Genomic DNA, 25,358 nt, shown 5'->3' on the forward strand with positions numbered 1-25,358 from the left:
TGGAGTTCCAGTTTCAGCTTGCTCTTTTTCGTAAACAGTCATTCCCTTCACAGTATTGTTGGCGTTACCCTCTGGTTTGTGCCCAGTATGCGCCCATGCTCTGGCCGGGCTGATTCGTTACTTCATTGTTGAGGTATGCCGCAAGGCCGCAGGTATCCGGCTGCCAGCGGAGCGCGGCTTCCACCGTGGGGTACTCCACCTCGGCGTACCAGAACGCTGTGGGCAAGTCCTCGTCCACATGGTTCACCTCCAGCACCGCGCCGTCCGGCAGGCGGTAGCTCCGGCGCACCTTTTTGATCAGCGGCTTGCCGATGATCTTCTCCTCCAGCTGCACAAACAGATCTTTGTCGATGCTGCGCTCGATCTCCTCCCGTGCCAGGCCTCCGGCGGACTTGAAGCAGAGGATATAGTCGGTGCTGCCGCCGGTCAGCGCCTCCTCACGGATGCGCACCGTGGGCTGCACACTGATATAGCCCTGCCGCATGGTGAACTCTTCCTCAAGGGGCAGCCCCTCAGGCCAGCCGGTCACCATCCATTTGCGTTCGATCTCCATAGCGTTTTCTTCCTTCCGCAAAATTTTGTATTTATTCTACCATATTTTTATGTTATGATAAAGAGCAGAACAAGCATCATTTTGCGCATTCTTAGTTGAAGGAGCATTTTATGAAAAGCGAACGCACTTATCCTGTATATAAAGTCAACAAGCACGCCGAAGGTCTTTTGGTGGGCGGGCACCCCTGGGTGTACGAGAACGACATTCTGGAAGCCCCCGGCACTACGCCGGAAAACGGCACGCTGGTGGATGTGGTCAGCCCCAAGGGCGCCTATCTCGGCACCGGTTTTCTCTCGCTGCAAAGCAAAATCCGGGTGCGGCTGATTTCCCGCAACGCCAACGACACCTTTGACGCCGCTTTCTGGCGCCGCCGGGTGGAGTACGCATGGGCTTACCGCAAAACGGTGCTGGAACCCGCCGACCTTTCCGCCTGCCGTTTCATTTTTGGCGAGGCAGACCAGTTCCCCGGCCTGACGGTGGACCGTTTCAACAATGTTCTGGTCACCCAGACCCTGAGCGTAGGCATGGAAAAGCTGAAGCCGGTGCTCTTCCCGCTTTTGGCTGAGGTGCTGCGGGCAGACGGACAGACCATTGACGGCATCTATGAGCGCAACGATGAAGCCCTGCGCGCCAAGGAGGGGCTGGAACAAAACAAGGGCTGGTTCACCCTGCCCGGCGAGAGCCACCCGGAAACCACCCAGACCGAGATCTGTGAAAACGGCGTGTACTACCATGTGGACTTTGAAAACGGGCAAAAGACCGGCTTTTTCCTTGACCAGAAATATAATCGTCGGGCGGTAGCACGCCTTGCCGCCGGGCATACCGTGCTGGACTGCTTTACTCACACCGGCAGCTTTGCCTTGAACGCTGCCAAGGGCGGGGCTGCCCGGGTGACTGCTGCCGACATCAGCGCCGAAGCCATTGCCATGGCAAAGCGCAACGCCGAACGCAACGGTCTCGACAATATGGATTTCCTCTGTGAGGACACCTTTGCCCTGCTGCCCCGGCTGGAAAAGGAGGGCAGCCCCTACGACTTCATCATTCTGGATCCCCCTGCCTTTACCAAGGCACGCCGCACGGTGGAGAATGCCATGCGCGGCTACAAGGAGATCAACTACCGCGCCATGAAGCTGCTGCCCCGGGGCGGGTATCTGGCTACTGCCAGCTGCTCCCACTTTGCCACCGAGGAGTTGTTCATCAAGATGCTGCGCGCTGCCGCCAAGGACGCCCACCGGCAGCTGCGGCAGATCGAGGTAAAGCAGCAGGCACCGGATCACCCCATTCTGTGGGGCGTGCCGGAGACGAACTACCTCAAGTTTTTCCTGTTTCAGGTCATCTGATGCTTTTACAGTAAGAACAATTGCCGCACGCTGCGCACCTTTCAGCCGGAGAAAGCCGTTCTGAAAGCGGTTTTTCCGGTGTAAAAGTCATACCAATCGCGGTTATTCCAAAAATCCGAGATCGTGTTTGTGCAGAATCGTCAGTTTTGTCAATTGCCTTTTTTGCCCGCAAAGACTATAATCTTAGCCATAGACAGCAACGGCGCTGTGGGTCACCTCCTGACTCGCAGCGCCGTTTTTGTTAGGATGTAAGCAAGCTTTGGGTTTCTGCATTGCGGCAGACCCAAGGCGAAAGAAAAAAGTAAGATCAAGTAAGGAGTAGGATTTATGGCAGCAAATGTTATGGAGATCTACGGCAGCAAGGTCTTTAATGAGCACGTTATGAAGGAGCGCCTGCCCAGCGCTACCTACAAAAGCCTGAAGAACACCCTGCACAAGGGTGCTCCGCTGGACATTGAGGTGGCAAACGTTGTCGCCAGCGTGATGAAGCGCTGGGCTATGGAGCTGGGTGCCACCCATTACACCCACTGGTTCCAGCCCCTGACCGGCATCACCAGCGAGAAGCACGATGGTTTCGTCAGCCCCGTGGGCGACGGCACCGCCATCATGGAGTTCTCCGGCAAGGAGCTGGTACGCGGCGAGCCCGACGCTTCCTCCTTCCCCTCCGGCGGTCTGCGCGCTACCTGCGAAGCACGCGGCTACACCGCATGGGACCCCACCAGCTACGCCTTTGTGAAGGATGATGTGCTGTGCATCCCCACCGCATTCGTCAGCTACACCGGCGAGGCTTTGGATAAAAAGACTCCCCTGCTGCGTTCCATGAACGCACTGTCCGGTCAGGCCGTCCGCATCCTGAAGCTGTTTGGCAAGGATGTGGACTACGTTTCCACCACCGTCGGCCCCGAGCAGGAATACTTCCTGGTCAAGAAGGAGGACTACGAGGCACGTCAGGATCTGATCCTCACCGGCCGCACCCTGTTCGGTGCTCCCTCTGCCAAGGGTCAGGAGCTGGAGGAGCACTACTTCGGCGTCATCCGTCCCGAGGTTTCTGCGTTCATGAAGGAGCTGGACGAGGAGCTGTGGAAGCTGGGCGTGCCCGCCAAGACCAAGCACAACGAGGTTGCCCCCTGCCAGCACGAGCTTGCTCCCATCTTCGATACCACCAACGTAGCCATCGACCACAACCTGCTGACCATGGAAATGATGCGCAAGATCGCACCCAAGTATGGTCTGGTCTGCCTGCAGCACGAGAAGCCCTTTGAAGGCGTGAACGGCAGCGGCAAGCACAACAACTGGTCCATGAGCACCACCCACGAGAACCTGCTGGATCCCGGCGACACCCCCATGGAGAACCTGCAGTTCCTGATCTTCCTGGCCGCTGTTATCAAGGCTGTGGATGAGTACGCTGACCTGCTGCGCACCTCTGTGGCCACCCCGGGCAACGATCACCGTCTGGGCGCTAACGAGGCACCTCCGGCCATCATCTCTATCTTCGTAGGCGAGGAGCTGGAAGCCGTCATCGATGCGATCGCATCCGATTCTCCCTATGCCGGCCCCGTCAAGATGAAGATGGATCTGGGCGTGGACGTTCTGCCCAAGTTCAGCAAGGACACCACTGACCGCAACCGTACCTCCCCCTTCGCTTTCACCGGCAACAAGTTCGAGTTCCGTATGCCCGGCTCTGCCGAGAACCTGAGCGACTGCAACACCATCCTGAACACCGCTGTCGCCAAGGAGCTGAAGGGCTACGCCGACGAGCTGGAGGGCGCTGAGGACTTTACCAGCGCAGCCATCGCTCTGATCAAGCGCACCATCCGCGACCATCGCCGCGTTATCTTCAACGGCAACGGTTACACCGCCGAGTGGGAAGCCGAAGCAGCCAAGCGCGGCCTGCCCAACAAGAAGAATACCCCCGCTGCTCTGCCCGCACTGGTCGAGCCCAAGAACATCGCCCTGATGGAAGAGTTCGGCGTGCTGACCAAGGTGGAGATGGAAAGCCGCTACGAGGTTGAGATGGAGCACTACTCCAAGATCATCAACATCGAGGCTCTGACCATGCTGGAGATGGCTCGCAAGCAGCTGCTGCCCGCCATCAACGCCTACATGAGCGAGGTTGCCAACACCGCCGCCTCCAAGCTGGCTGTCAGCGAGCACATCAGCGTGCGCAGCGAGACCAAGACTTTGGAAAAGCTTTCTTCTGACGCCGATGCCATGAGCGATGCCATCGACACCCTGCAGGATGCCGTGAATGCCGCAAAGGCACTGCCCACCGAGAGCGAGAAGGCCGTTGCCTTCCACGATAACGTTCTCCCGGTGATGGATGCCCTGCGTGCCGCTGCCGACGATGCCGAGACTATCTGCGGCGAGGATTACTGGCCTCTGCCCAGCTACAGCAAGATGCTTTACTACGTCTGATAATCTCCTGACAACGTAAAAAATAAGCATCCGCCGGCTGCCGGATCAATTAGCCATTCTCCTTTTCCTATTTCTTACACCAGCCCAAAGACCTGCTCCCTTTTTGAGGGCAGGCCTTTGGGCGTTTTATTTGAAATGCAGTTTTTGTAAGGGGGGTATTTATGAGCTATTCCACCCAACAGGATATTCTGGATTTTGTGGAGGATAACAACGTCAAATTTGTGCGCTTTGCCTTCTGTGATATTTTTGGCACCCAGAAGAACATTGCCGTGCTGGCCAGCAATCTGTCCAAGGCGCTGGAAGAGGGCGTGTGCTTTGACGGCAGTTCCATTGCGGGCTTTATGCACGTTGAGGAAAGCGACCTTGTACTGCGGCCGGATCTTTCCACCGTGACCATCCTGCCGTGGCGTCCCACCGAAGGGCGGGTGATGCAGTTCTTCTGCGATGTGGAAATGCCAGACGGCGCAGCCTTTAGCGGCAACTGCCGCGGCTTTTTGCGGGATATGAACCGCAAATTCAAAAAGCTGGGACTTACCTGCAACGTGGGTACCGAGTGCGAGTTTTATCTGTTTGAAAAGGACGACCGTGGCCGCCCCACCTGCATTCCCATTGACTTCGGTGGATATTTTGACGTTGCGCCGCTGGATGCGGGTGAAAACCTGCGCCGGGATATCTGCCTGACCATGGAGCAGATGGGTATGGCACCCCAGCACAGCCACCACGAAAGCGGCAATGGCCAGAACGAGATCGACTGCCGCTACGCAGGACCGCTGAAAACCGCCGACAACGTGATGACCTTTAAGCAGATCGTCCGTGCCATTGCCATGCGCAACGGTCTCCACGCCAGCTTTCTGCCCAAGCCCCTGCCCCAGCAGGCCGGCAGCGGGCTGCACATCAACCTCTCGCTTTACATGGACGGCAAAAACCTGTTTGAGGGCGATATTGCCCCGGACAGCGTAGCAGGCAGCTTTATGGCCGGTGTACTGGCCCACAGCCGGGAACTGACCGTGTTCACCAATCCCCTGCCCAACAGCTACCAGCGCTTTGGCTGTGACGAAGCGCCCCGCTATGTGAGCTGGAGCCGCCAGAACCGCAGCCAGCTGGTGCGCATTCCCATGGTCAAGGGTGACAGCTGCCGCATGGAGCTGCGCAGCCCAGACCCCGCCTGCAACCCGTATCTGGCCATTGGTCTGATTTTGGCTGCCGGACTGGACGGCATTGAGCAGCGCATGGTCTTGCAGCCGCCGGTGAACCGCAACCTGTTCGATGCCGCCGAGGCCGAGGGACTGGGTCTTGAGACCCTGCCCGCCACCCTTGAGGAGGCGGTGCAGGTAGCCGAGGAGAGCGAGTTTTTGCGCAAGGTGCTGCCGGAGGGGCTTTCTAAACGCTATTTCTCGGAGGAACTCAAGCGCTGCGCCGCATTGCGGAGTGCGCCTGACCAGGCCGAGCACGAGCGCGTCTACTATTTTAACGCCATCTGATCCCTGCCTGCGCAGGAGAAAGGAGTGCGGAAAATGGGACGCGCACTGATCGTAAGCGCCGGTGCCAACTCCAACGAGTATATCGCCGCGCGGCTGTCCGAGATGGGTTACAGCCGCCCGGTGATCATTCCCAGCGGAGCCGAGGCGCGGCGCAGAATGTCGGAATCTGATTTTGAGTTGATCGTGGTCAACGCTCCCCTGCCCGATGAGTTCGGGCACGAATTGTGCATCACCGCTGTGGAGCAGACCGATGCCGGTGTGGTCTTTTTGGTAAAGGCCGCACAGGCTGAACAATTGCTTGCCCCCCTGAACGAGCAGGGGGTGCTGCTGCTGAGCAAACCCTTCACCACCCCGTTGTTTTTGCAGGCCATGCACATGGCGGCTGCCGGCAACCACCGCTTGCAGCGTCTGCGGCAGGAGAACGCCCGCCTGCAGGACAAGATCGGGCAGCTGCGGCTGGTCAGCCGGGCAAAGTGCTGTCTGGTAGAGCACGCCCACATGACCGAGGCCGAAGCGCACCGCTACCTTGAAAAACAGGCTATGGACACCCGCCGCGACCGCGCCGAGGTGGCGCAGGAGGTACTGGAGGAGTACGCTGACAGAAGCGAATGAGACGCACCCGCAGGGAAAGGGGTGCGCCGGAGCGAGCCTTTTATAGGAAAGTTTTATTTTACGACAAAGAAAGGTATATTTTTATGGCAAAATTTATTTTTGTGACCGGCGGCGTGGTCTCCGGTCTGGGCAAGGGCATTACTGCTGCATCTCTGGGACGGCTTTTGAAGTGCCGCGGCCTGAAGGTGGCCAGCCAGAAGCTGGACCCCTATGTGAACGTGGATCCGGGCACCATGAGCCCGCTGCAGCACGGCGAAGTGTTCGTGACCGATGACGGCACCGAGACTGATCTGGATCTGGGACACTACGAGCGTTTTATCGACGAAAACCTGAACAAGTACTCCAACCTGACCACCGGCAAGGTGTACTGGAACGTGCTGAACAAGGAGCGTCAGGGCGCTTATCTGGGACAAACGGTGCAGATCATCCCTCACATCACCAACGAGATCAAGAGCTACATCTACAATCTGGCATCCTCTACCGAAGCCGATGTGGTCATTACCGAGATTGGCGGCACCACCGGCGATATCGAGAGCCAGCCCTTCCTGGAGGCCATCCGTCAGGTAGGTCTGGAGCAGGGACGGGAGAACTGCTGCTTCATCCATGTGGTGCTGGTGCCCTACATCTCCGGCTCGGACGAATACAAATCCAAGCCCGCCCAGCACTCGGTCAAGGAGCTGCAGGGCATGGGCGTAAGCCCCGATATCATCATTCTGCGCGCAGACGGCAGCGTGGGCAGCGATATCCGCCGCAAGATCAGCACCTTCTGCAACGTCAAGCCGGAGTGCGTCATTGAGAACCTGACCATGCCGAGCCTCTACCAGTGCCCGCTGATGCTGCACACCAACGGTCTGGACGATGTGGTGGTGCATCAGCTGCACTTGGATGTTCCCCCAGCCGACCTGACCGAGTGGAAGCAGGTGGTCTCCCGCATTGCCACCCGCAGCAAGACCTGCACCATCGCACTGGTGGGCAAGTACGTCAAGCTGCACGATGCTTACCTTTCGGTGATGGAAAGCCTGTACCATGCCGGGTTTGAGAACGACAGTCAGGTGGAGATCCGCTGGGTAGAAAGCGAGGATCTGACCGATCAGGCCGCCTGCAAAGAAGCCTTTGCAGACGTGGACGGCATCATCGTGCCCGGCGGCTTTGGCGACCGCGGCATCGAGGGCATGATCCAAGCCGCCCAGTATGCCCGCGAGAACCGTGTTCCCTGCTTTGGCATCTGCCTTGGTATGCAGATCATGGTCATTGAATTTGCCCGCAATGTGCTGGGCTACAAGGACGCTAATTCCAGCGAGTTCACCCCGGACGGTGCCCACAACGTCATCTCCCTGATGCCGGACCAGCAGGGCAACATCCCCAAGGGCGGCACTATGCGTCTGGGCAAGTACCCCTGCACGGTGAAGCCCGGCACCAAGATGGCCGAGTGCTACGGCGAGAGCGAGATCTGGGAGCGCCACCGCCACCGCTATGAGTTCAACAACGACTTCCGGCAGGAGATGCAGGACGCCGGGCTGGTCATCTCCGGCACAAGCCCGGACGGCCATCTGGTGGAGACCGTAGAGTTGCCCGGCCGCGACTTCCATCTGGGCGCACAGTTCCACCCGGAGTTCAAGAGCCGCCCCAACCGCGCACATCCCCTGTTCAAGGGCTTTATCGCCGCTGCGCTGCGCTACCGCGCTGCCGCCCAGCGGGATATGCTGCATCTGTAATAGCATAATATAACGGCAAGGCCGCAGCACAAAATACCGTGCTGCGGCCTTGCTTTATGTAAGACGATTTTAAATGTCTTCCGCGCCGTCCTGTCTGGCGTGGTTTGCCTGCTTATTCTCGTACATCCGCTGGTCAGCGATGCAGCGCACCTGTTGCACGTCCACGCTTTCGGCAGGGTACAAAGCGTAGCCGCAGCTGGCGCCCACGCTCACGGTATTGCCCTCGATCTCATAGGGCACGGCAATCATCTCACAGATCAGGTTCATCTTGCTGGCGCAAGCCTCCGGTCCCATCGGGCCGATCAGCAGCAGGGCGAACTCGTCACCACCCAGACGGAAGGCGTAGTCCCGGCTGCGGATGCAGCCCTGCAGCCGCTGGGAAACACCCTTCAGCAGTTCATCGCCCACATCATGGCCGTAGGTATCGTTGACAGGCTTGAAGCGGTCCAAGTCCATATAGAACAGCGCAAAGGGCTGGCTGTGCTGCTCCAGCACCGTCAGTACCCGGTCAAAATAGCGCTTGTTCAGCAGGCCGGTCAGGCCATCGGTGTTGGCAAGGCTTTGTAGCAGGTGCTGCTTGCCCATATCCTGCACGATCATCATCACACGGGTCAGGCGGTCACCCTTCCACGCCATGGGAACCACCGTCATCATGAAAAATGCGCTTTTATCGCGGGCGGCGTATTCGAGCTTGAGGGAGTCGTTGTCCGTTTTGATCAGCCTGCGCAGGTTCTCCGGGGCCAGCATCTGGGGGATCTTGGCGTTTTCGCTGTCGGTCAGCACCACATACTTGCGCGATATCTGCTCCAGCATCTGCTGGTAAGAACCCTCCGGCGGGTACAGTGGCTCTCCGCGCCGCTCATAGTACTGGTAGCGGTCACGGTCCAGATCGCACACTGCAAAACGCTCCACAACGCGCGCCATGCCCGCGAACATCATATCGCTCTTTTCCCGGCGGCGCTCCAGCTCCCGGCGGCGGTTGCGCTCCGCGTCACGCTGGATCTTTACCACGCCTGCCATGATCAGAAGCCCCAGCAGTGCGATGACTAAAATAGTAGCGTTTTGCACCCTGCGCATCCCGGCATCCACCACCCCGGTGGGCACGATACCGATGATGCTCCAATCCATGAGCCCCAGCGGCTGATAGATCAGGTAATATTTCTGCCGGTTCAACGTGTACAGCACGCAGCCCTCGCCGCCCTGCGGCAGGGTCTGCACCATGGTGTCAAAGTAAGGCTGATCCACGCTGGCGTTCTGCCGTAAGTAATCAAACAGGTTGGTCATCTGCTCGGTGATCTCGGTCTTGACCTCGGTGGAAAGCACGATATCGCCGTTTGAGCGCACGATATAGCAATCGCTCTGTCCCTCATAGACCATGCTGCCCAGCAGCTTTTCCAGCACGGCGTTATCGTAGCTGACCGCCAGCGCTGTATAGGTGGTGTCACCCAGCTGCAAGGGCTGTTCCATAGGCATGGCAAATATGATCTTACGGATGCCCTGACTGGAGGTGTAGCTGGTGATCACCGGAGCATTTGCAGTATACAGCTCCTCAAAAGCGTCCTTCATGTGTTCTGCCGTGCCCTGCCGCCCGGCGGTGGTCCAGAACTCGCACTGCTCGTTGAACAGGTAAAAATCCGTGTACTGCCAGGTAGCCTTTTGGGCAATATACTCCTGCCACTGCCCCTCCTGCTCTCCCCGCTCCGCAAGGGCGCCCAGATAGCTGTCCCAGTCGGTCAGGATGTTCCAGTTGCGCTGCGCAAACATGGTAAAGGTCTTGGCAGACTGTCCATAGGTAGAAAGCAGATTTGCCGTGCTTTCCTGATAGACCTCCTTCTGGGTATAGGCACTGTAAGCAAGGATGCCGACCAGCAGCACCAGCAGCATCCCTGCTATGAGCAGTATATTTTTTTGTTTCTTCTTCATAAAGCTGTTCCCCCTGACTGCCCCGCAGCCAGACCTCTTCACAATACGTTCTCCCAAAGGCTTTATCCTGAAGCGCCATGCACAAAGTTCCGCAAAAGTGCACAAGCGCCGCGTGTCAGCTCCCATATAAACCGACACTATTCCTAATAATATTATACCATCCCGTAAAAAAGCCTGTCAACACATCCCCGGGGTGATTCGTGTCGTTTCAAGGGCGATTCACGCAGATTTGCCCTGTTTTTGCCGCTCAAAAGGACAAAAAGACCCGCAGGCCGCGCCTGAATCTTCAGGGCTGCTGCGGGTCTTTTCATTGGTGCAGAAGAAGGGACTTGAACCCTCACTCACAAGGAACTGGTGCCTAAAACCAGCGTGTCTGCCATTCCACCACTTCTGCTCATAGAAAAAAGGCAAGTCAAAAACCGACTTGCCTTCTGGTGCGAGGGAGGGGACTCGAACCCCCAAGGATAAACCACACGCACCTCAAACGTGCGCGTCTGCCAGTTCCGCCACCCTCGCATACCTGTTTTACAGTTCTCCGGTTTTTGAGGTAGAAAACCGTTGGTGCGGACTGCTTGCATATAGTAACACATTTCCGGCGTTTCGTCAAGTGGTTTCTTTGTTTCTCATAAGTTTTTTTAAGTTTCATATCTATAATAGCAGCGCAACGCGCGCGCAAAGGCAGCCTTTCTGGCAATTACACAGGTCATTTGTGCGCAGAAAATCTGCCTGCGGCGCTGCGCCCAGAGCAAAGGAGGGGGTTCGTGTATGAAACTTTTTGTGCGGCGCACCGGCGGGCGCATCGGACTATGGGGCGGGCTGCTGGCAACAGCGCTGGCAGCGTTTGCGGCGGGGTGGCTGGTACCGGTACACGCACCGGTGGGCTGTAGGCTGAACGAGCTGACCGCCGCGCCGGACTTCAGCCCCTTTTCCCCTGCTGCGCCGGTGGTGGCTGCATCCGATGCCGGTACGCCCGCAGCATCTTCCCTGCCGGAAAAATGGGTCTGCCTGACCTTTGATGACGGCCCCAGCAAGACCACTCCGGCAGTGCTGGCTGCGCTGGATGCCGCCGGGGTGCACGGCACCTTTTTTGTGGTGGCCACCGGCTACAACGAGAAATATCTGCCCCTGCTCACGCAGGCTGCTGCCGCCGGGCATCAAATCGCGCTGCACTCTGCCTCCCACGAATACAGCGACATCTACCGCAGCAGCGCCGCCTACTGGAAGGATATCGCCCTGCTGAAGGAGCGCATTGCCCCCTATGTGGATGCCGAGAACATCCGGTACCTGCGCTTTCCCGGCGGCAGCACCAACACCGTGAGCCGCCGTTACGGCGGCAAGGGGCTGATGCAACAGCTAAAAACCGAGGTAGAGCAGCGCGGCTGGCAGTGGGTGGACTGGAACGTCTGCGCCGAGGACGCCGTGGGTGGGCACCCCAGTGCGGATACCATCTACCGTAATGTGGTGCGGGAGACCGGCGAGCAGACCCATTGCGTGGTGCTGATGCACGACTCTGCCACTACCCGCACCACCGCCGAGGCGCTGCCGGATATCATCCGGTGGTATACAGACAACGGCTACACTTTTTTGACCGTAGCCGAGGCGCTGCCACTGGGGTAATGCGCCTTACAACCACCTTTCAAAGCAGCGCCCCAGCAGCACTCCGGCAGAGACCAGCACCGCCAGCCACAGCCAGCCTGCACCGCCGGTCACCACCCACCCTGCCGCCAGAATGGCAGCAAAGGTGCACACCGACGGCACAGCGAGGCGCAGGATGCGCAGCAGTTTCTCCCGCCGGGGCGGCAGTCCTGCGTCCAGCTGCTCGGGGTGCATGGCATCGCAACAAATCTCATCGCGATACTTGCCCGGGTTGCGGTAGGCTTTATACGCGATGCCGTCCAGCGAAAACTCCGGGTACATTCCCTCTTTGGTCAGGGCGAATTGCATTCCCTTTTCCTCTGCATAAGCCTGCAACGCCGCTGTAAACTCCTGCGGGGTGTTGATGCTGCCCTGCGGGATAAAGAAAAAGTGCTTCTGGTGCTGCACCTGTGCCAGCGTGCAGTAATCCTGCAGCCAGCCGGAGAAGAACCCCTGCTGCGGGGCGGGGCTTTCCATACGGGTCAGGCAGGCGTCCACGTCCAGCGTGTCCGTCTGCGGAGCCTGCCGGGCAAGGTCGGCGCAGAACTGCATGGCTGCCGCCAGCTGCGCCGCCTGCTGCTCCAGCACGGTCTGCTGGGCTTGCAGCGCCTGTTGCAGGGGCTGTTCCCCGCGCAGTACCGCCTTGATGGTAGGCAGCGGCACATCCAGCATCCGCAGCATACGGATAAGTTTAAGCGTGCGGACATCCCCGGCGGTGTAATCGCGGTAGTCATTGCCCTGCCTGCGTGCCGGTGTGAGAAGCCCTTCTTTTTCATAAAAGCGGATGTTCGGGGCGGACACGCCGCTTTGTTCGGAAGCCTGTTTGATGTTCATTTGCTTCACCTCCGCCCTTACATTACACCTTAAAGCCGGTTGAAGGTCAAGGGTTTTGCGCAAAAAACAGAGCCGCCGCACAAAAATGTGCAGACGGCTCTGTAAAAAGGTGCTTTTATTGCGTGTATGCCGCAGGCTGCGGCGCGCGCATTTTTTTAGTCCGCAGACTGGCAGAACACAGAGAAGGCGCGGTATGCCATGTACAGGTCGGTCTTATGGATGACCTCGAAGGGAGAGTGCATGGACAGCACAGGCACACCCATATCCAGCACCTTGATGCCGCGGTTTGCCACATATTTGGCAATGGTGCCGCCGCCGCCCAGATCCAGACGGCCCATCTCGCCGATCTGCCATGCCACGTTGTTGGCATCCAGCATACGGGTGATGTCGCCCACCAGCTCGGCGTTGGCATCGCTGGCAGAGCTCTTGCCGCGGCTGCCGGTGTACTTGAAGATGGCAATGCCGCGGCCGGCGTAGGTGCCGTTCTGCTTCTCAAAGGCGCTTGCCCAAGAGGGGTCGTAGGCGGCAGTCACGTCCGCAGACAGGCACACGCTGTTGCGGAAGGCCAGAATGTCGTCCTGACCGGCAGCGCGGCAGAGCAGCTGCATAAAGTGGAACACATACATGCTCTGCATACCGGTCACACCGTCAGAGCCGATCTCTTCCTTATCGGTCAGCACGCAGATGGTGGTGTGCACGGGATCCTTGGTCTCGATCTCGGCCAGCAGCGCGGGGTAAGCATCCACGCGGTCATCGTGGCCGTAGGCACCGATCATGGAGCGGTCAAAGCCCACGTCGCGTGCCTTGGCAGCGGGCACCACCTCGATCTCGGCGCGGGTGAAGTCGCGCTCGGTAATGCCGTACTTCTGGTTCAGCAGGATGAGGGTGTTCAGCTTGACAGCCTCCTTGACGTCCTCTTCCTCCACGGTGTCAGAGCCGATGAGCACGTTCAGCTCCTCGCCCTTGATGCCCTCGCTGAGCTTGCGCTCGTTCTGCTCAGCACCCAGATGGGGCAGCAGGTCGGTGATGCAGAACACGGGATCGTTCTCGTCCTCACCGACGGCAAAGTTGACGCTGGAGCCGTCGGCGCGGGTGAATACGCCGTGGATGGCCAGCGGGATGGTAGCCCACTGGTACTTGCGCACGCCGCCGTAGTAGTGGGTGCGGAAGTAGCTCATGTGGTCAGACTCGTACAGGGGGTTGGGGCGCAGATCCAGACGGGGGCAATCGATGTGGGCAATGACCAGACGGAAGCCCTCCTCATAGGGCTTCTGGCCGATGGTAGCCGCCACAACAGCCTTGTTCTCCTGAATGAAGTAGACCTTCTCACCGGGGGCGTAGGCCTTTTTGGGCTCAAAAGCCTTGTAGCCGGCAGCCAGCAGCATCTGCTCGCTGACAACGGCAGCCTCGCGCTCGGTCTTAGCGCTGTCCATAAATTTCTTGTAGCCCTCGGCAAAGGCAGCAGCCTTTTCCTTTACATCTGCCTGCTTGTCGGCAGCGTATTCGGGGGTGTAGAGCAGCTTTTCGGCGTACTCTTTTGCAGTAAATTTCTCGCTCATAATTTTACGCTCCTTAACTTTTTATCATTGACCTGCGTACAGACGCTGATAGGTCTGGTAGCAGGCGGTGATCTTGTTGACGTAGTGGTGCATCTGGTTATAGGGGAAGCCCTGCAGCGTTTCCCCGTCTGCGGAGTGTTCCTCCATTTGCAGCAGCTGATCCACCGTGCCCCAGCCGCTGTGGTAAGCCGCTGCCGCCGTGGATACATCCCCTTTGTAGCGCACCATACACAGGTGCAGATAACAGCACCCGAACCGGATGGCGGTATCGGGGCTGTACAGGTCGGCAAAGGTCAGCGGCTCATTCGGGGCGATCTTGCTGCGCATCCAGAGAAAGGTCTCCTCAGTCATCTGCATCAGGCCCCGGGCATCCACGCTGGAGGTAGCCTGCGGGTCAAAGCCGCTTTCGGTGCGGATAAAGGCGTAGACCAGCAGGGGATCCAACTCATAGGCTGCTGCCCATTTTTCCACCAGCTGCTCGTACTTGCGGGGGTACAAAAGCTGCTCTGCCCGGTTGCACAAAGGCGGCACCACGCACACCGTAAGCACCACTGCCAAACACAAAGCGACCAGCCGCCGCACCATCCGGCGGCGGCGCTGCTGTTTGCGGCGATGCAGTTTTTCCCGCGCGGCGCGGCGCTCCCGGGCGGCGATGGGGTTGTAGACTTTTTCATAATTTTGTTCGTTCAAAGCGCTGCCGTCACGCCCCCTTCTGCCTGCAGCTGCACACACAGGCGGGCGGCTGCGGCTTGCAGCGCCTCCAACCCGGCGTCGTTGCGCAGGGTGTAGTCCGCCTGTGCGGTCAGGGTTTGTTCCGGGGTCTGGGCGTTCAGGCGGCGGGCAGCCATCTCCGGCGAGATGCCATCCCGCGCCACGATACGCGCCACACTGGTTTCAAAGGGTGCAGTGACCACGCACAGGCGGTCACATTCAGCCTGTGCCGCAGTACCCACGATGACCGCACCGTCCAGCACAAAAAGGGACGCTCCGGCGGCCTGTGCCGCCTGTTTTGCCGCACGGATGCGCGCCACGATGGCGGGGTGGGTCAGGCTGTCCAGTGCAGCCTTGCCCTCCGGGGTGGCAAAGGCGCGGTCAGCCAGCAGACGGCGGTCCAGCGTGCCGTCCGGGCGGAGGATCTCCCCGCCGAACCGCGCCGCAAGCTGCGGCAGCAGCGGCGAACCGGGCAACAAAATTTCCCGGCTGAGCTGGTCGGCGTCTGCCAGCGGCACGCCGTGGGCTGCAAATACCGCTGTGACCGTGGACTTGCCGCAGCCGCTGCGCCCCGTGATACCCAATGTGATCATAGGTCGATCACCCGGAAGGCGGCGGCGCGGATCAGGCGGTTGTACACCGCCATGGACAGGCCATCTTTCTGCGGGCAGCGGGCGTAGACTACGCCATCGCCCTGCTCATCCAGCGCCCGCAGGGAACGGAAGATGTGCTTTGCCTGATCTGCACCGTCCCCCTCGCGGCCGTATTCCACGCAGGGCACATCCAGCTTTGCGCTTTCGCCGGTAAAGCACAGGCAGCTGGGGTTCTCGTTTTTATGGGCGTCCACATAGGCCTTGAACTGCGCAAAGGTGCCGTTGAGCAGAGTCACATCGGCCTTGGGGGCGTAGTGCTTATACTTCATGCCCGGGCTGCGCACCACAGCACCCTCCGGCAGCTTTTCCAGAATGGCCTTGGACACCTCTACTTCTTCACCGAGGGCGCGTTCCAAGTCCTCCAGCGTGATGTGGCCGGGGCGGAACAGGGTGGGCTTTTCCCCCACCACCGACACCACGGTGCTCTCCACACCCACATCGCACTCGCCGCCGTCCAAGATCAGCGGCAGGCGGCCGTCCATATCGGTGAACACATCCTGCGCGTTGGTGGGGCTGGGCTTGCCAGAAAGGTTGGCACTGGGGGCGGCAAAGGCGCAGCCGCTCTGCTGGATGACCGCCCGCGCTACCGGGTGGCTGGGCATACGGATACCCACAGTATCCAGTCCGGCGCAGCATTCATCTGCCACCTCCGGCCCGCGCGGCATGATGATGGTCAGTGGGCCGGGGCAGAAGGCTGCCATCAGCAGCTGGGCGCGCTCCGGCACCTCGCTGACAAGACCCGGCAGCATCTCCGGCCCGGTGACGTGAACGATAAGGGGGTTATCCTGCGGGCGTCCCTTGGCTATAAAGATATTGCGCACCGCCGCGCCGTTGCGGGCATCGGCGGCAATGCCGTAGACCGTCTCGGTGGGCAGGGCTACAAGCTGCCCCTGCCGCAGCAGCTGCGCGGCCTCGGCTACGCCTGCTTCATCGGCAGGCAAAACTCTAGTTTTGATTTCCATACGAATCATCGTTCTTTCTATCTGTAAAGTATAGTTGCTTGTCATCCGTTCGAGTGGTTTTGCACCCGCAAAACCGGGTTTTACCCGCCCAGCCTTTGCAGCTTTTCGGTCTGCTCGCGGGTGGCAAGGGCGTCAATGACCTCGTCCAGATTGCCGTCCATGATCTTTTCCAGATTATGGACAGTCAGCCCGATGCGGTGGTCGGTGCAGCGGTCCTGCGGAAAGTTGTAGGTGCGTATCTTCTCGCTGCGGTCGCCGGTGCCCACCTGCCCCTGACGCTGGGCGTTGATGGCATCCTGCTGTTCCTTCTGTTTTTGCGCAAGCAACCGGCTGCGCAGGATCTCCAGCGCCTTATCCTTGTTCTGGAACTGACTGCGCTCGTTCTGGCACTCCACCACCGTACCCGTGGGGATATGGGTCACGCGGATGGCACTGGAGGTCTTGTTGATGTGCTGACCGCCCGCACCGGAGGAGCGGAAGGTATCGATGCGCAGGTCCTTCATATCCAGCGCAAAGTCCACCTCCTCTGCCTGCGGCATCACCGCAACGGTGGCGGTGGAGGTGTGGATGCGGCCTTGCGTTTCGGTCTCCGGCACCCGCTGCACCCGGTGCACCCCGCTCTCATACTTGAGACGGTTATACGCACCCGCGCCGTCCACCGAGACGATGGCTTCCTTTACGCCGCCAAGTTCGGTCTCGTTCAGGTTGAGCACTTCCAGCGTCCAGCCGCGGTTCTGGGCGTACATGGTGTACATGCGCAGCAGACTGTGGGCAAACAGAGCAGCTTCCTCGCCGCCGGCACCGCTGCGGATCTCCATGATGACGTTTTTGCCGTCGTTCACGTCCTTGGGCAGCAGCAAAATTTTGAGATTATTTTCCAGCTTTGCCACATCTTGACTTTTTTCGCTGATTTCCTGCTGTATCATCTGCTTGAAGTCCGGGTCCAGTGAACCGGGCTCCTCCAGCAGGGCTTTGGCCTGTGCCAGATGATCCAGCGCGGTCTGCCAGTCCCGGTAAGCCTCCACCACCGGCTCGGTGTCGTGGTACTCCCGCATCAGCTTGCGGAACAGTGCCGGGTCGGCGGCGGCATCGGGCTGGTTCAGCCGCATGGAAAGTTCCTCAAAGCGGCGGCAGACCGCATCCATCCGGGAAGAAATATCTTGCATCCTTGCAGTTCTCCTTACAAATTCGTTCCGGTTCGGGTGCGTTGGCTGCGCTACTGCGCGCTGCCGGGCTTTACCACCTTTTTGATGTTCTTTTCAATTTTGGCGCGGGGCAGCATAACCTCGCGTCCGCAGCCGGTGCAGCGGATCTTAAAATCCATGCCCACCCGCAGCACCTCGAAGCTGGATGCTCCGCAGGGGTGCTTTTTGCGGGTGAGGATGGTATCTCCCACAGCGACGTCCATATTTATCCGACCTCTCCCTTCTTTTCTGCCGCGCAGATGCCCGGCAGAGCCAGTGTGTGCCGCCGCCCGCCCAGCGGGTGCTGCGCATACAGATATAGTATAATGCAAAGCCGCACAAAATGCAAATATCTGCGCACAGTGCTGCATATCGTTGTAGCATCGCACAGAGACCCGAAAACCATATAGAAAGAGGAATGAAACATGATGCAAGCTTATCGTACCGAAAACAGTTATCGTTCTGCCGCCCGCCTTTCTCCTGCCGAGCTGCGGGCTGCCATGGCCAGCGGCGAAATTTTGCAGGCCACCGCCCTTGCCTTTGATACCCGGCGACAGCTGCGGTTTGAGCTGGGCGGCGTAAAAGCGGTGATGCCCTTTGCCCAGTGCGCAGACGGTGCCGAGACCGGTACCGTGCGGGATATTGCGGTGCTGACCCGGGTGGGACGCCCCACCTGTTTTGTCATCGAGGGGCTGGACACGGACGAGGACGGTACACCCTGCTACCGGCTTTCCCGCGCCGAGGCGCAGCGGCTGTGCAAGGCAGAGTATCTGGACACCCTTTCGCCCGGAGATATTCTGCCCTGTACGGTGACCCACATTGAGCCGTTTGGTGCGTTTTGTGACGTAGGCTGCGGCATCAGCGCCCTGCTGCCCATCGACTGTATGTCGGTAAGCCGCATCTCCTCCCCTGCCGACCGGGTCAGCGTAGGGCAGCAGATTTTGTGTGCCATCAAGAACCGGGACGCGCAGGGGCGTTTTGTGCTGACCATCCGGGAGCTGCTGGGCACATGGGCAGAGAACGCCGCCCGCTTCACCGTGGGCGAAACGGTGGTGGGCATCGTGCGCAGCGTGGAGGAATACGGCACCTTTGTGGAGATCGCGCCGAACCTTGCGGGCCTTGCGGAGAGCTGCTCCGGCCTTGCGCCCGGGCAGGCGGTAAGCGTTTACATCAAAAACATTCTGCCGGAAAAGATGAAGATCAAGCTGGTCATCGTGAACCATGCCCTGAGCCAGCCCCACCGGTTTGAGCTGCGGTACTTCATCACTGAGGGGCATCTGGACAGGTGGGTGTACTCCACACCGGAATGTCCCAAGCGCATTGAGACAGATTTTGCCGTTGCGGCTTGCAATCCGGGTTGAAAGCCTTTATACTAATAGAAAGAGTTTTTGTCTGCCCGCTGCCCACGCTTTCCGTAGCGGCGCAGACCCTTGATACCATGTGAAAGTGCAAGGGGGATGTAAGGAACGATGAGCGCCAATGATGCTTTTACCGCCGGTGTCCGTCCCGGCGGCCTGACCAGCAGCACCGAGATCCGGCTGCTGCTGTGCTATCTGGTGAAAAACGCCGGCCCCATTACCCGGCAGGAGATCGAGAACGCCCTGATGGAGGAAGCCCTTGTCAATTATTTTGAGATCGGCTCCTGTCTGGACGATATCACAAAGCAGGAGCTGGTCACCCTAACCGGTGACAGCTACGCCATTACCGACAAGGGCCGCAAGGTGGCGCAGGAGCTGGCCTACGACCTGCCCCGCACCGTGCGGGAGCGGGCGGTGGCCGCCGTGCTGCGCTGCCAGACATGGGCCCGCAAGGAGGCCAAATACAGCGCCCGCATTACTGAAAAGGCCGATGGTCACTGCACCGTGCGCTGCACCGTAAAGGGGCTGGACAGCGAACTGTTCTGTCTGGAACTGGGTGCGCCCGACCGGCTGAGCGCCGAGCTGGTGAAAAAACAGTTCATCCTGAAGGGCAACGAGATCTACCAGTTGCTGATCAACAAGCTGACCGAGGAAGAAAAATAAGACAGAACGATCCCCGCCCGCTGTAAGCAAACCTTACGGCGGGCGGGGATTTTTTCAGATACACCCTAGATCAGGATACAGATCAGCCCAGTGCAGCCCTCGTTGATGACCCGCTCCAGCGTTTCCTGCAGGCGGGTGCGGGCTTCCTGCGGGATGTGGAGCAGCTTGTTCTGCAAGCCGTCGTTCACCAGCTCGTGCAGGCTTTTGCCGAAGATGTTGGACTCCCACAGCTGCACCGGGTCGTCCGCAAAGTCGGCCAGCAGGCTCTGCACCAAGTCCTCGCTCTGCTTCTCGGTACCCACGATAGGGCTCAGTTCGGTGTGGATGGTGGCCTTCATCATCTGGATAGAGGGCGCGCAGGCTTGCAGCCGCACCCCGCAGCGCCCATCCTGATGCACGATCTCCGGCGGCTCCAGATGCAGCTCGTCGATGGAGGGCATCACGATGCCGTAGCCCGTAGCTTCCACCTGCTCCAAGGCGCTGCGCACCTTCTCGTAGGCGCGTTTTGCCCGGGCAAGTTCCATGATGCAGGGCATCAACCCCGCCTCGTCCCCGATATCCAGCCCGGTCTGCTCGCTAAGCACCTGATAAAAGATCTCCGGTTTCAACTCCACACTCACCCGCACACTGCCGGCGGCAAGGTCTGCCCCTGCCACTGCCGAGCGTTGCACGGCATCGCATTCCAGCGCAGGGGCGTCCGTTCCAGTGGGCAGATCCTTCATGCGGGACACCCGCTCGGCCAGCTGCATGGCGGCTGCATACACCTGCGCTTGCAGCCAGTGCCCTGGCTCCAGCATAGTCACCCAGCGCGGCAGGGCATAATCCAGCTCCTGCACCGGGAACTCGTACAGCACCCGCCGCAGGATCTCCCCCAGCATGGCGGCATCCAAGTCCACACAGCTTACCGGCAGCACGGTGCGGCGGTAGTCCCGCGCCATGCCCTCGGCCAGCTGCCGTGTCTCCGGCGCGTCCGGGTGGGTGCTGTTGAGCAGGATGATATAGGGCTTGCCCAGCGCTTCCAACTCGGTGACGACCCGCCTTTCGGCCTCTGCGTAGCCCGCCCGGGGGATATCGCTGACTGAGCCGTCGGTGGTGACCACCACCCCGATGGTGGAGTGCTCACAGATCACCTTGCGGGTGCCGGTCTCTGCGGCAAGATCAAAGGGCACCTCCTGCTCAAACCACGGGCTTTTGACCATGCGGGGCTTTGCGTCCTCCTCGTGCCCCATGGCACCCTCCACCATGTAGCCCACACAGTCGATCAGCCGCACCCGGCACGCCCCGCCGCCCTCCAGCTGCAGGGGCACGGCGGTCTCCGGGATGAATTTCGGCTCGGTGGTCATGATGGTGCGCCCCGCTGCCGACTGCGGCAGCTCGTCCCGGGCACGCTCCCGGGCGGCGGCAGAGCCGGACATGGCGGGCAGCACTAGCTGCTCCATGAACTGCTTGATAAAGGTGGATTTGCCGCTGCGCACCGGCCCCACCACACCGATGTAGATATCCCCGCCGGTGCGTGCGCCGATCTCGCGACAGATGCTGTTCTGTTCCTGTTTCTCCAAGGTCCTTCTCCCCTTCCTGTTGCGCTGCGCACCGCGCCCGTAGGGGTTGGTGTGCTCGTTGTATCGTATGAAAAGGGAGCGCTTATTATGCCGGAACAGTTTTGAATGCCCGCCGCTTTGCTCTGGGCATCTTTAGCGGAAAATACTTTTATAATTGCAATTCAGGAAAATCTGCGGATTTTCCTCAATTGCTTTTTTCACGGAGGGGGTCGTAAAGGGAAACAGCATTTGCAGCGCCACTTTCTTCGAAAGTGTGGCGCTGCGGAAAAGGCTTTCCGTTTGCTTTTGGCGCGCCAAACCCTCTCAGGCTCACATTCGTTCGCCAGCTCCCCCGAGGGGGGAGCTTTTTTGCAGTAACGGCACAGTTTCCAGATAAAGTGCAAGCCTTGCGGATGCGCCAGAAGCTCCCCCTTTCGGGGGAGCTGGCAAATCCGAAGGATTTGACTGAGAGGGTGCACCCAACAAAAAGAGCTGCCGTGCGAAACACACAGCAGCTCTCAGAAAGGCTTTATGAAATCACGGGGTCAGGCGGTTGGGGCCGCGGAACAGGAACTCGGCGTCCTTGATGCTCAGGCCGCACAGCAGCATGGTCAGGCGGTCGATGCCCAGGCCGAAGCCGCCGTGGGGCGGGCAGCCGTACTGGAAGAACTCCAGATAGAACTTAACGTCCTCGGCCAGACCCTTCTCCTCGGCCTGCTTCTTCAGCACTTCGTAGCGGTGCTCACGCTGGGCACCGGTGGTGATCTCTACACCGCGCCAGATCAGGTCGTAGCCCTGCGGCACGCCGTTCTCATCGCGCATATGGTAGAAGGCGCGCTTCTCGGCAGAGTAATCGGTGATGAACAGGAACTCGTGACCATAGTGCTTTTTGACCCAGTCGTAGCTCAGGCGCTCGGCCTCGGTGGTCAGATCGCCCTTCTCGCTCTCGTCCACGGTGTAGCCGAACTCTTCTTCCAGAGCCTTATACAGGTCTGCCAGCTTGACCACCGGGAACGGGGTGGTGGGCACGATGACTTCCAGTCCGAACAGTTCCTTGATCTGGTCGCCGTAGCTGTCCTTAACAGCCTGCAGACCTGCGGTCAGCAGCTCCTCTTCCATCTTCATCACGTCCTTAAAGGAGGTGATGTAGCTGAATTCCAGATCGAAGCCGGAGAACTCGGTCGCGTGCTTATTGGTGTAGCTCTTCTCGGCGCGGAACACCGGGCCAGTTTCGAAGATGCGCTCAAAGCCGGCAGCCATGGCCATCTGCTTGTAGAACTGGGGGCTCTGTGCCAAATAAGCGTTGCTGTCGAAGTAGTCCACCTTGAACACCTCAGAGCCGCTCTCGCTGGCAGCAGCGATCAGCTTGGGGGTGTGGATCTCGATGAAGTTGCGGTCCAGCAGGAACTTGCGCATAGCATTGACGAAGCAGCTCTGTGCCTTGAACATCAGCTGGTTCTCGTCGGTGCGCAGGTCGATCCAGCGGTAATCGATGCGCTGGTCGATGCTGGAGCGCTCCACAGCCTTCTTTTTCTTGGTGGCTGCGATCTCCTTGCGGACGATGGGCAGTGCATTGGCGGTGCTCTCCACCTCGATGCTCTCGGGGATCATCTCCACGCCGCCCATCTTGACGTAGTCGTTCTCCATCACCTTGCCGGTGACGGTGATGACAGAGTCCGGGGTGAGCTGGTCGATGGTATCCACCAGCTCAGGGTGGTCGGCCTTTTCCACCGTGATCTGCAGCTTGCCGGTAATATCCTTCAGCACGATAAATGCCATATACTTGCTGTTGCGCAGGTTCTCGATAAACCCCTGCACCTTCACCGTGCCGCCGATGGCCTTTTGAGCCTCATTGATATAGGTGCGTTCCATAATACAGGAATCCTCCTTTAACGTCTTGTGTACTGTTTTATTATACGCTTTTCAGGGGATAAATCAAGAGATATGCCAATTTCAGCCGGTCTGTGCTGTGCTTTCTGTAAAAATAGAGACACCGGAGCGTCGGCTAAGGCTCCGGTGTCTCCATATAATAGATCATTTTTCATCATGCAGAGTGCCGGTGCCGCCCTCCACCACGCCGTCATGCTTGAGTACGGCGGTAATGGTGCCAAAGAAGCACTTCACATCCAGCCCAAAGCTAATATGCTCCACATACCAGCCATCCAGCTTTGCCTTTTCGGCAATTTCCAGCTCGTCCCGGCCATGGATCTGCGCCCAGCCGGTCAGCCCCGGGCGCACATCGTTCGCGCCGTATTTATCCCGCTCGGCCAGCAGGTCGTACTGGTTCCACAGCGCCGGGCGCGGGCCGATGACCGCCATATCCCCCACAAGGATATTCCACAGCTGGGGCAGCTCGTCCAGACTGGTCTTGCGCAAAAAGCGCCCCATGCGGGTGATATACTGCTCCGGGTCGTGCAGCAGATGGGTGGGCATATCGTGGGGGGTGTCGATGCGCATGGTGCGGAACTTGAGGATCTGGAAATGCCGCTTGCCGATGCCCACACGCTTCTGCCGGAAAAATACCGGCCCGGGCGAGTCCAGCTTGATGGCAACAGCCAGAAGCAGCAGCAGCCACGAAAGGCACAGAATGCCACAGGCTGACAGAATAATATCCAACAGTCGTTTGATCCGATTTCGATACATGAATAGAACTTCCTCCGTTTTCTACGGGTGTACTGCCTTATTATAGCAGTATGGGCAGCATTTTTCAATTGCAGGCTGCGACCGGCGGGCGATATTTGCCGCTTTTGGAGAGAATAGGGCGCTTTACCTCTTGTTTTTTACCTAATATCGCGCTATAATAGGCAATTGCTATGTTCGCACAAAGCTTATTATAGGAGGTAGATAATTCATGGCTACGACCAGCCGTTCCGCAGACCTGACCAGCGGCCCCATGCTGCAAAAGATCATCTTGTTTTCCGTGCCGCTGGCGGCATCCAGTATTCTGCAATTGCTGTTCAACGCCGCCGACGTTGTGGTGGTGGGGCGCTTTGCAGGCAGCACAGCACTGGCCGCCGTTGGCTCCAACGGCGCGTTGATCAACCTGCTGGTCAACCTGTTCGTCGGGCTTTCGCTGGGTGCCAACGTGGTGGCAGCCCGGTGCTTTGGCGCCCGGGACGAAAAGGGCGTGCAGGATACGGTGCACACCGCCGTAGCGCTGGGCTTAGTCAGCGGCGTACTGCTGGCGGTGGTGGGCTTTTGCGCCGCGCGCGGCCTGCTGGAGCTGATGAGCTGCCCGGAGGACGTGATCGGCCTTTCCACCCTGTACCTGAAGATCTATTTTATCGGCATGCCCATGACCATGCTGTACAACTTCAGCAGTGCGCTGCTGCGGGCCGTGGGCGACACCAAACGCCCACTGTACTGTCTGGCCGCTGCCGGTGCCATCAACGTGGTGCTGAATCTGGTCTTTGTCATCGGCTTTTCCATGAGCGTGGCAGGCGTGGCACTGGCCACCATCATCAGCCAGACCGTGTCCGCGCTGCTGGTGACCGGAATGCTCGTCCGGGAGGAGGGCGCACTGCGGCTGGATCTGCGGCGGCTGGCCTTCCACGCCGGAACGCTGAAGCAGATTTTGCTCATCGGTCTGCCCGCCGGGCTGCAGAGCACGGTGTTCAGTCTTTCCAACGTGGTCATCCAGTCCTCCATCAACTCCTTCGGCTCCATGGTGGTGGCGGGCAACTCCGCCTCCTCCAATCTGGAGGGCTTTGTGTACACTGCCATGAACGCCTTTGCACAGGCCGCTGTCACCTTTACCAGCCAGAACATCGGCGCGCGCAAGTACCACAACCTTGACCGGGTGATCCGCAACTGCCTGCTGTGTGCGGTGGTCACCGGCCTTGTGCTGGGCGGCGGCGCAGCGCTGGCAGGACATCAGCTGCTGCGCTTCTATTCCTCGGACGCAGCGGTCATTGCCACCGGTGCCGAGCGGCTGCGCCTGATCTGCGGCTTTTACCTGCTATGCGGCATTATGGACGTGCTGGCCAGCAGCCTGCGCGGGCTGGGCTACAGCATATTGCCCATGGTGGTAAGCCTTATCGGCGTGTGTGCGCTGCGGCTGGTTTGGATCGCAACGATTTTCCAGCTGAACCGTACCCCCTTTATGCTGTACATCAGCTACCCCATCAGCTGGGCGCTGACCGCGCTGGTGCACCTGACCTGCCTGCTGGTGGTGCGGCGTAAGCTGCGCCAGAAGCAGCCGCAGACGATATAAATCCTTTTT

General features: G+C 59.4%; 21 protein-coding genes and 2 tRNA genes. 9 read left to right on the forward strand and 14 right to left on the reverse strand.

What is annotated here, in order from left to right; translation table 11 throughout:
- Positions 1 to 64: 64 nt before the first annotated feature.
- The gene (locus tag MTP36_RS09305; RefSeq protein WP_097780128.1) at positions 65 to 553 is read right to left on the reverse strand and encodes a CYTH domain-containing protein; all 489 of its coding nucleotides are present in this window, start codon (positions 551 to 553) and stop codon (positions 65 to 67) included.
- Positions 554 to 663: 110 nt separating this feature from the next.
- Here MTP36_RS09305 and MTP36_RS09310 point away from each other — a divergent pair, with 110 nt between their 5' ends.
- From MTP36_RS09310 to MTP36_RS09330, 5 genes are all read left to right on the forward strand, one after another.
- Complete coding sequence (locus MTP36_RS09310) at positions 664 to 1,893, forward strand: class I SAM-dependent rRNA methyltransferase (protein WP_097780127.1); 1,230 nt, start codon at positions 664 to 666, stop codon at positions 1,891 to 1,893.
- Between the two features lie 327 nt (positions 1,894 to 2,220).
- Positions 2,221 to 4,308 carry a glutamine synthetase III family protein gene (locus tag MTP36_RS09315; protein ID WP_097780126.1) on the forward strand — a complete coding sequence of 696 codons (2,088 nt, stop codon included), beginning with the start codon at positions 2,221 to 2,223 and terminating at the stop codon, positions 4,306 to 4,308.
- A 161-nt stretch (positions 4,309 to 4,469) separates the two neighbouring features.
- Complete coding sequence (locus tag MTP36_RS09320; protein ID WP_118657715.1) at positions 4,470 to 5,789, forward strand: glutamine synthetase family protein; 1,320 nt, start codon at positions 4,470 to 4,472, stop codon at positions 5,787 to 5,789.
- A 33-nt stretch (positions 5,790 to 5,822) separates the two neighbouring features.
- Positions 5,823 to 6,401, forward strand: coding sequence for an ANTAR domain-containing response regulator (locus tag MTP36_RS09325; protein WP_055184655.1), 579 nt, complete (start codon positions 5,823 to 5,825; stop codon positions 6,399 to 6,401).
- An 83-nt stretch (positions 6,402 to 6,484) separates the two neighbouring features.
- Positions 6,485 to 8,116, forward strand: coding sequence for a CTP synthase (locus tag MTP36_RS09330; RefSeq protein ID WP_055184657.1), 1,632 nt, complete (start codon positions 6,485 to 6,487; stop codon positions 8,114 to 8,116).
- Between the two features lie 69 nt (positions 8,117 to 8,185).
- On the opposite strand, the gene MTP36_RS09335 is transcribed toward MTP36_RS09330, so the two are convergent.
- The 3 genes from MTP36_RS09335 to MTP36_RS09345 all read right to left on the reverse strand — a co-directional run bounded on the left by MTP36_RS09335 (position 8,186) and on the right by MTP36_RS09345 (position 10,555).
- On the reverse strand, positions 8,186 to 10,039 hold the full coding sequence (locus MTP36_RS09335) for a sensor domain-containing diguanylate cyclase (protein WP_249248541.1): 1,854 nt from the start codon (positions 10,037 to 10,039) through the stop codon (positions 8,186 to 8,188).
- A gap of 311 nt (positions 10,040 to 10,350) precedes the next feature.
- A tRNA-Leu gene (locus MTP36_RS09340) sits at positions 10,351 to 10,433 on the reverse strand.
- 38 nt (positions 10,434 to 10,471) lie between these two features.
- Positions 10,472 to 10,555: transfer RNA gene (locus MTP36_RS09345), tRNA-Leu, on the reverse strand.
- Positions 10,556 to 10,804: 249 nt separating this feature from the next.
- Between MTP36_RS09345 and MTP36_RS09350 the strand changes: the two genes are divergently transcribed.
- A complete protein-coding gene (locus tag MTP36_RS09350) occupies positions 10,805 to 11,656 on the forward strand; it encodes a polysaccharide deacetylase family protein (protein ID WP_249248549.1) in 852 nt (283 codons plus the stop codon).
- Positions 11,657 to 11,662: 6 nt separating this feature from the next.
- Here MTP36_RS09350 and MTP36_RS09355 read toward each other — a convergent pair whose 3' ends face one another.
- From MTP36_RS09355 to MTP36_RS09385, 7 genes are all read right to left on the reverse strand, one after another.
- Positions 11,663 to 12,508: a MerR family transcriptional regulator gene (locus MTP36_RS09355; RefSeq protein ID WP_249248552.1), complete on the reverse strand. Its 846-nt coding sequence runs from the start codon at positions 12,506 to 12,508 to the stop codon at positions 11,663 to 11,665.
- Positions 12,509 to 12,663: 155 nt separating this feature from the next.
- Positions 12,664 to 14,067 (reverse strand): aminopeptidase, encoded by a 1,404-nt coding sequence (locus tag MTP36_RS09360; protein ID WP_249248554.1) that lies wholly within the window; start codon positions 14,065 to 14,067, stop codon positions 12,664 to 12,666.
- A gap of 24 nt (positions 14,068 to 14,091) precedes the next feature.
- Entirely contained in the window at positions 14,092 to 14,757 is a 666-nt protein-coding gene (locus tag MTP36_RS09365) for a lytic transglycosylase domain-containing protein (RefSeq protein ID WP_249248556.1), read from the reverse strand.
- The gene (gene coaE / locus MTP36_RS09370; protein WP_249248557.1) at positions 14,754 to 15,371 is read right to left on the reverse strand and encodes a dephospho-CoA kinase; all 618 of its coding nucleotides are present in this window, start codon (positions 15,369 to 15,371) and stop codon (positions 14,754 to 14,756) included. Before coaE ends, MTP36_RS09365 begins: the two co-directional genes overlap by 4 nt.
- On the reverse strand, positions 15,368 to 16,393 hold the full coding sequence (locus MTP36_RS09375) for an L-threonylcarbamoyladenylate synthase (RefSeq protein WP_249254419.1): 1,026 nt from the start codon (positions 16,391 to 16,393) through the stop codon (positions 15,368 to 15,370). Before MTP36_RS09375 ends, coaE begins: the two co-directional genes overlap by 4 nt.
- Positions 16,394 to 16,473: 80 nt before the next feature.
- Entirely contained in the window at positions 16,474 to 17,559 is a 1,086-nt protein-coding gene (gene prfA, locus MTP36_RS09380) for a peptide chain release factor 1 (RefSeq protein WP_249248558.1), read from the reverse strand.
- Positions 17,560 to 17,609: 50 nt separating this feature from the next.
- Positions 17,610 to 17,801: a DUF951 domain-containing protein gene (locus tag MTP36_RS09385; protein ID WP_113992067.1), complete on the reverse strand. Its 192-nt coding sequence runs from the start codon at positions 17,799 to 17,801 to the stop codon at positions 17,610 to 17,612.
- Positions 17,802 to 18,002: 201 nt separating this feature from the next.
- On the opposite strand from MTP36_RS09385, the gene MTP36_RS09390 reads away from it, so the two are divergent.
- Both MTP36_RS09390 and MTP36_RS09395 read left to right on the forward strand, forming a co-directional pair.
- Positions 18,003 to 18,938, forward strand: a complete 936-nt coding sequence (locus tag MTP36_RS09390) for a S1 RNA-binding domain-containing protein (protein WP_249248559.1) — start codon at positions 18,003 to 18,005, stop codon at positions 18,936 to 18,938.
- Between the two features lie 108 nt (positions 18,939 to 19,046).
- Complete coding sequence (locus MTP36_RS09395) at positions 19,047 to 19,598, forward strand: DUF4364 family protein (protein WP_112090083.1); 552 nt, start codon at positions 19,047 to 19,049, stop codon at positions 19,596 to 19,598.
- 65 nt (positions 19,599 to 19,663) lie between these two features.
- Here the strand turns inward: MTP36_RS09395 and spoIVA are convergent, their stop codons facing one another.
- From spoIVA to MTP36_RS09410, 3 genes are all read right to left on the reverse strand, one after another.
- Complete coding sequence (spoIVA, locus tag MTP36_RS09400; RefSeq protein WP_249248560.1) at positions 19,664 to 21,157, reverse strand: stage IV sporulation protein A; 1,494 nt, start codon at positions 21,155 to 21,157, stop codon at positions 19,664 to 19,666.
- A gap of 516 nt (positions 21,158 to 21,673) precedes the next feature.
- Positions 21,674 to 23,008, reverse strand: a complete 1,335-nt coding sequence (gene aspS / locus MTP36_RS09405) for an aspartate--tRNA(Asn) ligase (RefSeq protein WP_249248563.1) — start codon at positions 23,006 to 23,008, stop codon at positions 21,674 to 21,676.
- A 162-nt stretch (positions 23,009 to 23,170) separates the two neighbouring features.
- Positions 23,171 to 23,779 carry a sugar transferase gene (locus MTP36_RS09410; protein WP_249248565.1) on the reverse strand — a complete coding sequence of 203 codons (609 nt, stop codon included), beginning with the start codon at positions 23,777 to 23,779 and terminating at the stop codon, positions 23,171 to 23,173.
- A 208-nt stretch (positions 23,780 to 23,987) separates the two neighbouring features.
- Here MTP36_RS09410 and MTP36_RS09415 point away from each other — a divergent pair, with 208 nt between their 5' ends.
- Positions 23,988 to 25,349, forward strand: coding sequence for an MATE family efflux transporter (locus MTP36_RS09415; protein ID WP_249248573.1), 1,362 nt, complete (start codon positions 23,988 to 23,990; stop codon positions 25,347 to 25,349).
- The last annotated feature ends 9 nt before the right edge of the window (positions 25,350 to 25,358 follow it).

This window comes from Faecalibacterium sp. I4-1-79, assembly GCF_023347235.1.
Lineage (GTDB): Bacteria > Bacillota > Clostridia > Oscillospirales > Ruminococcaceae > Faecalibacterium > Faecalibacterium tardum.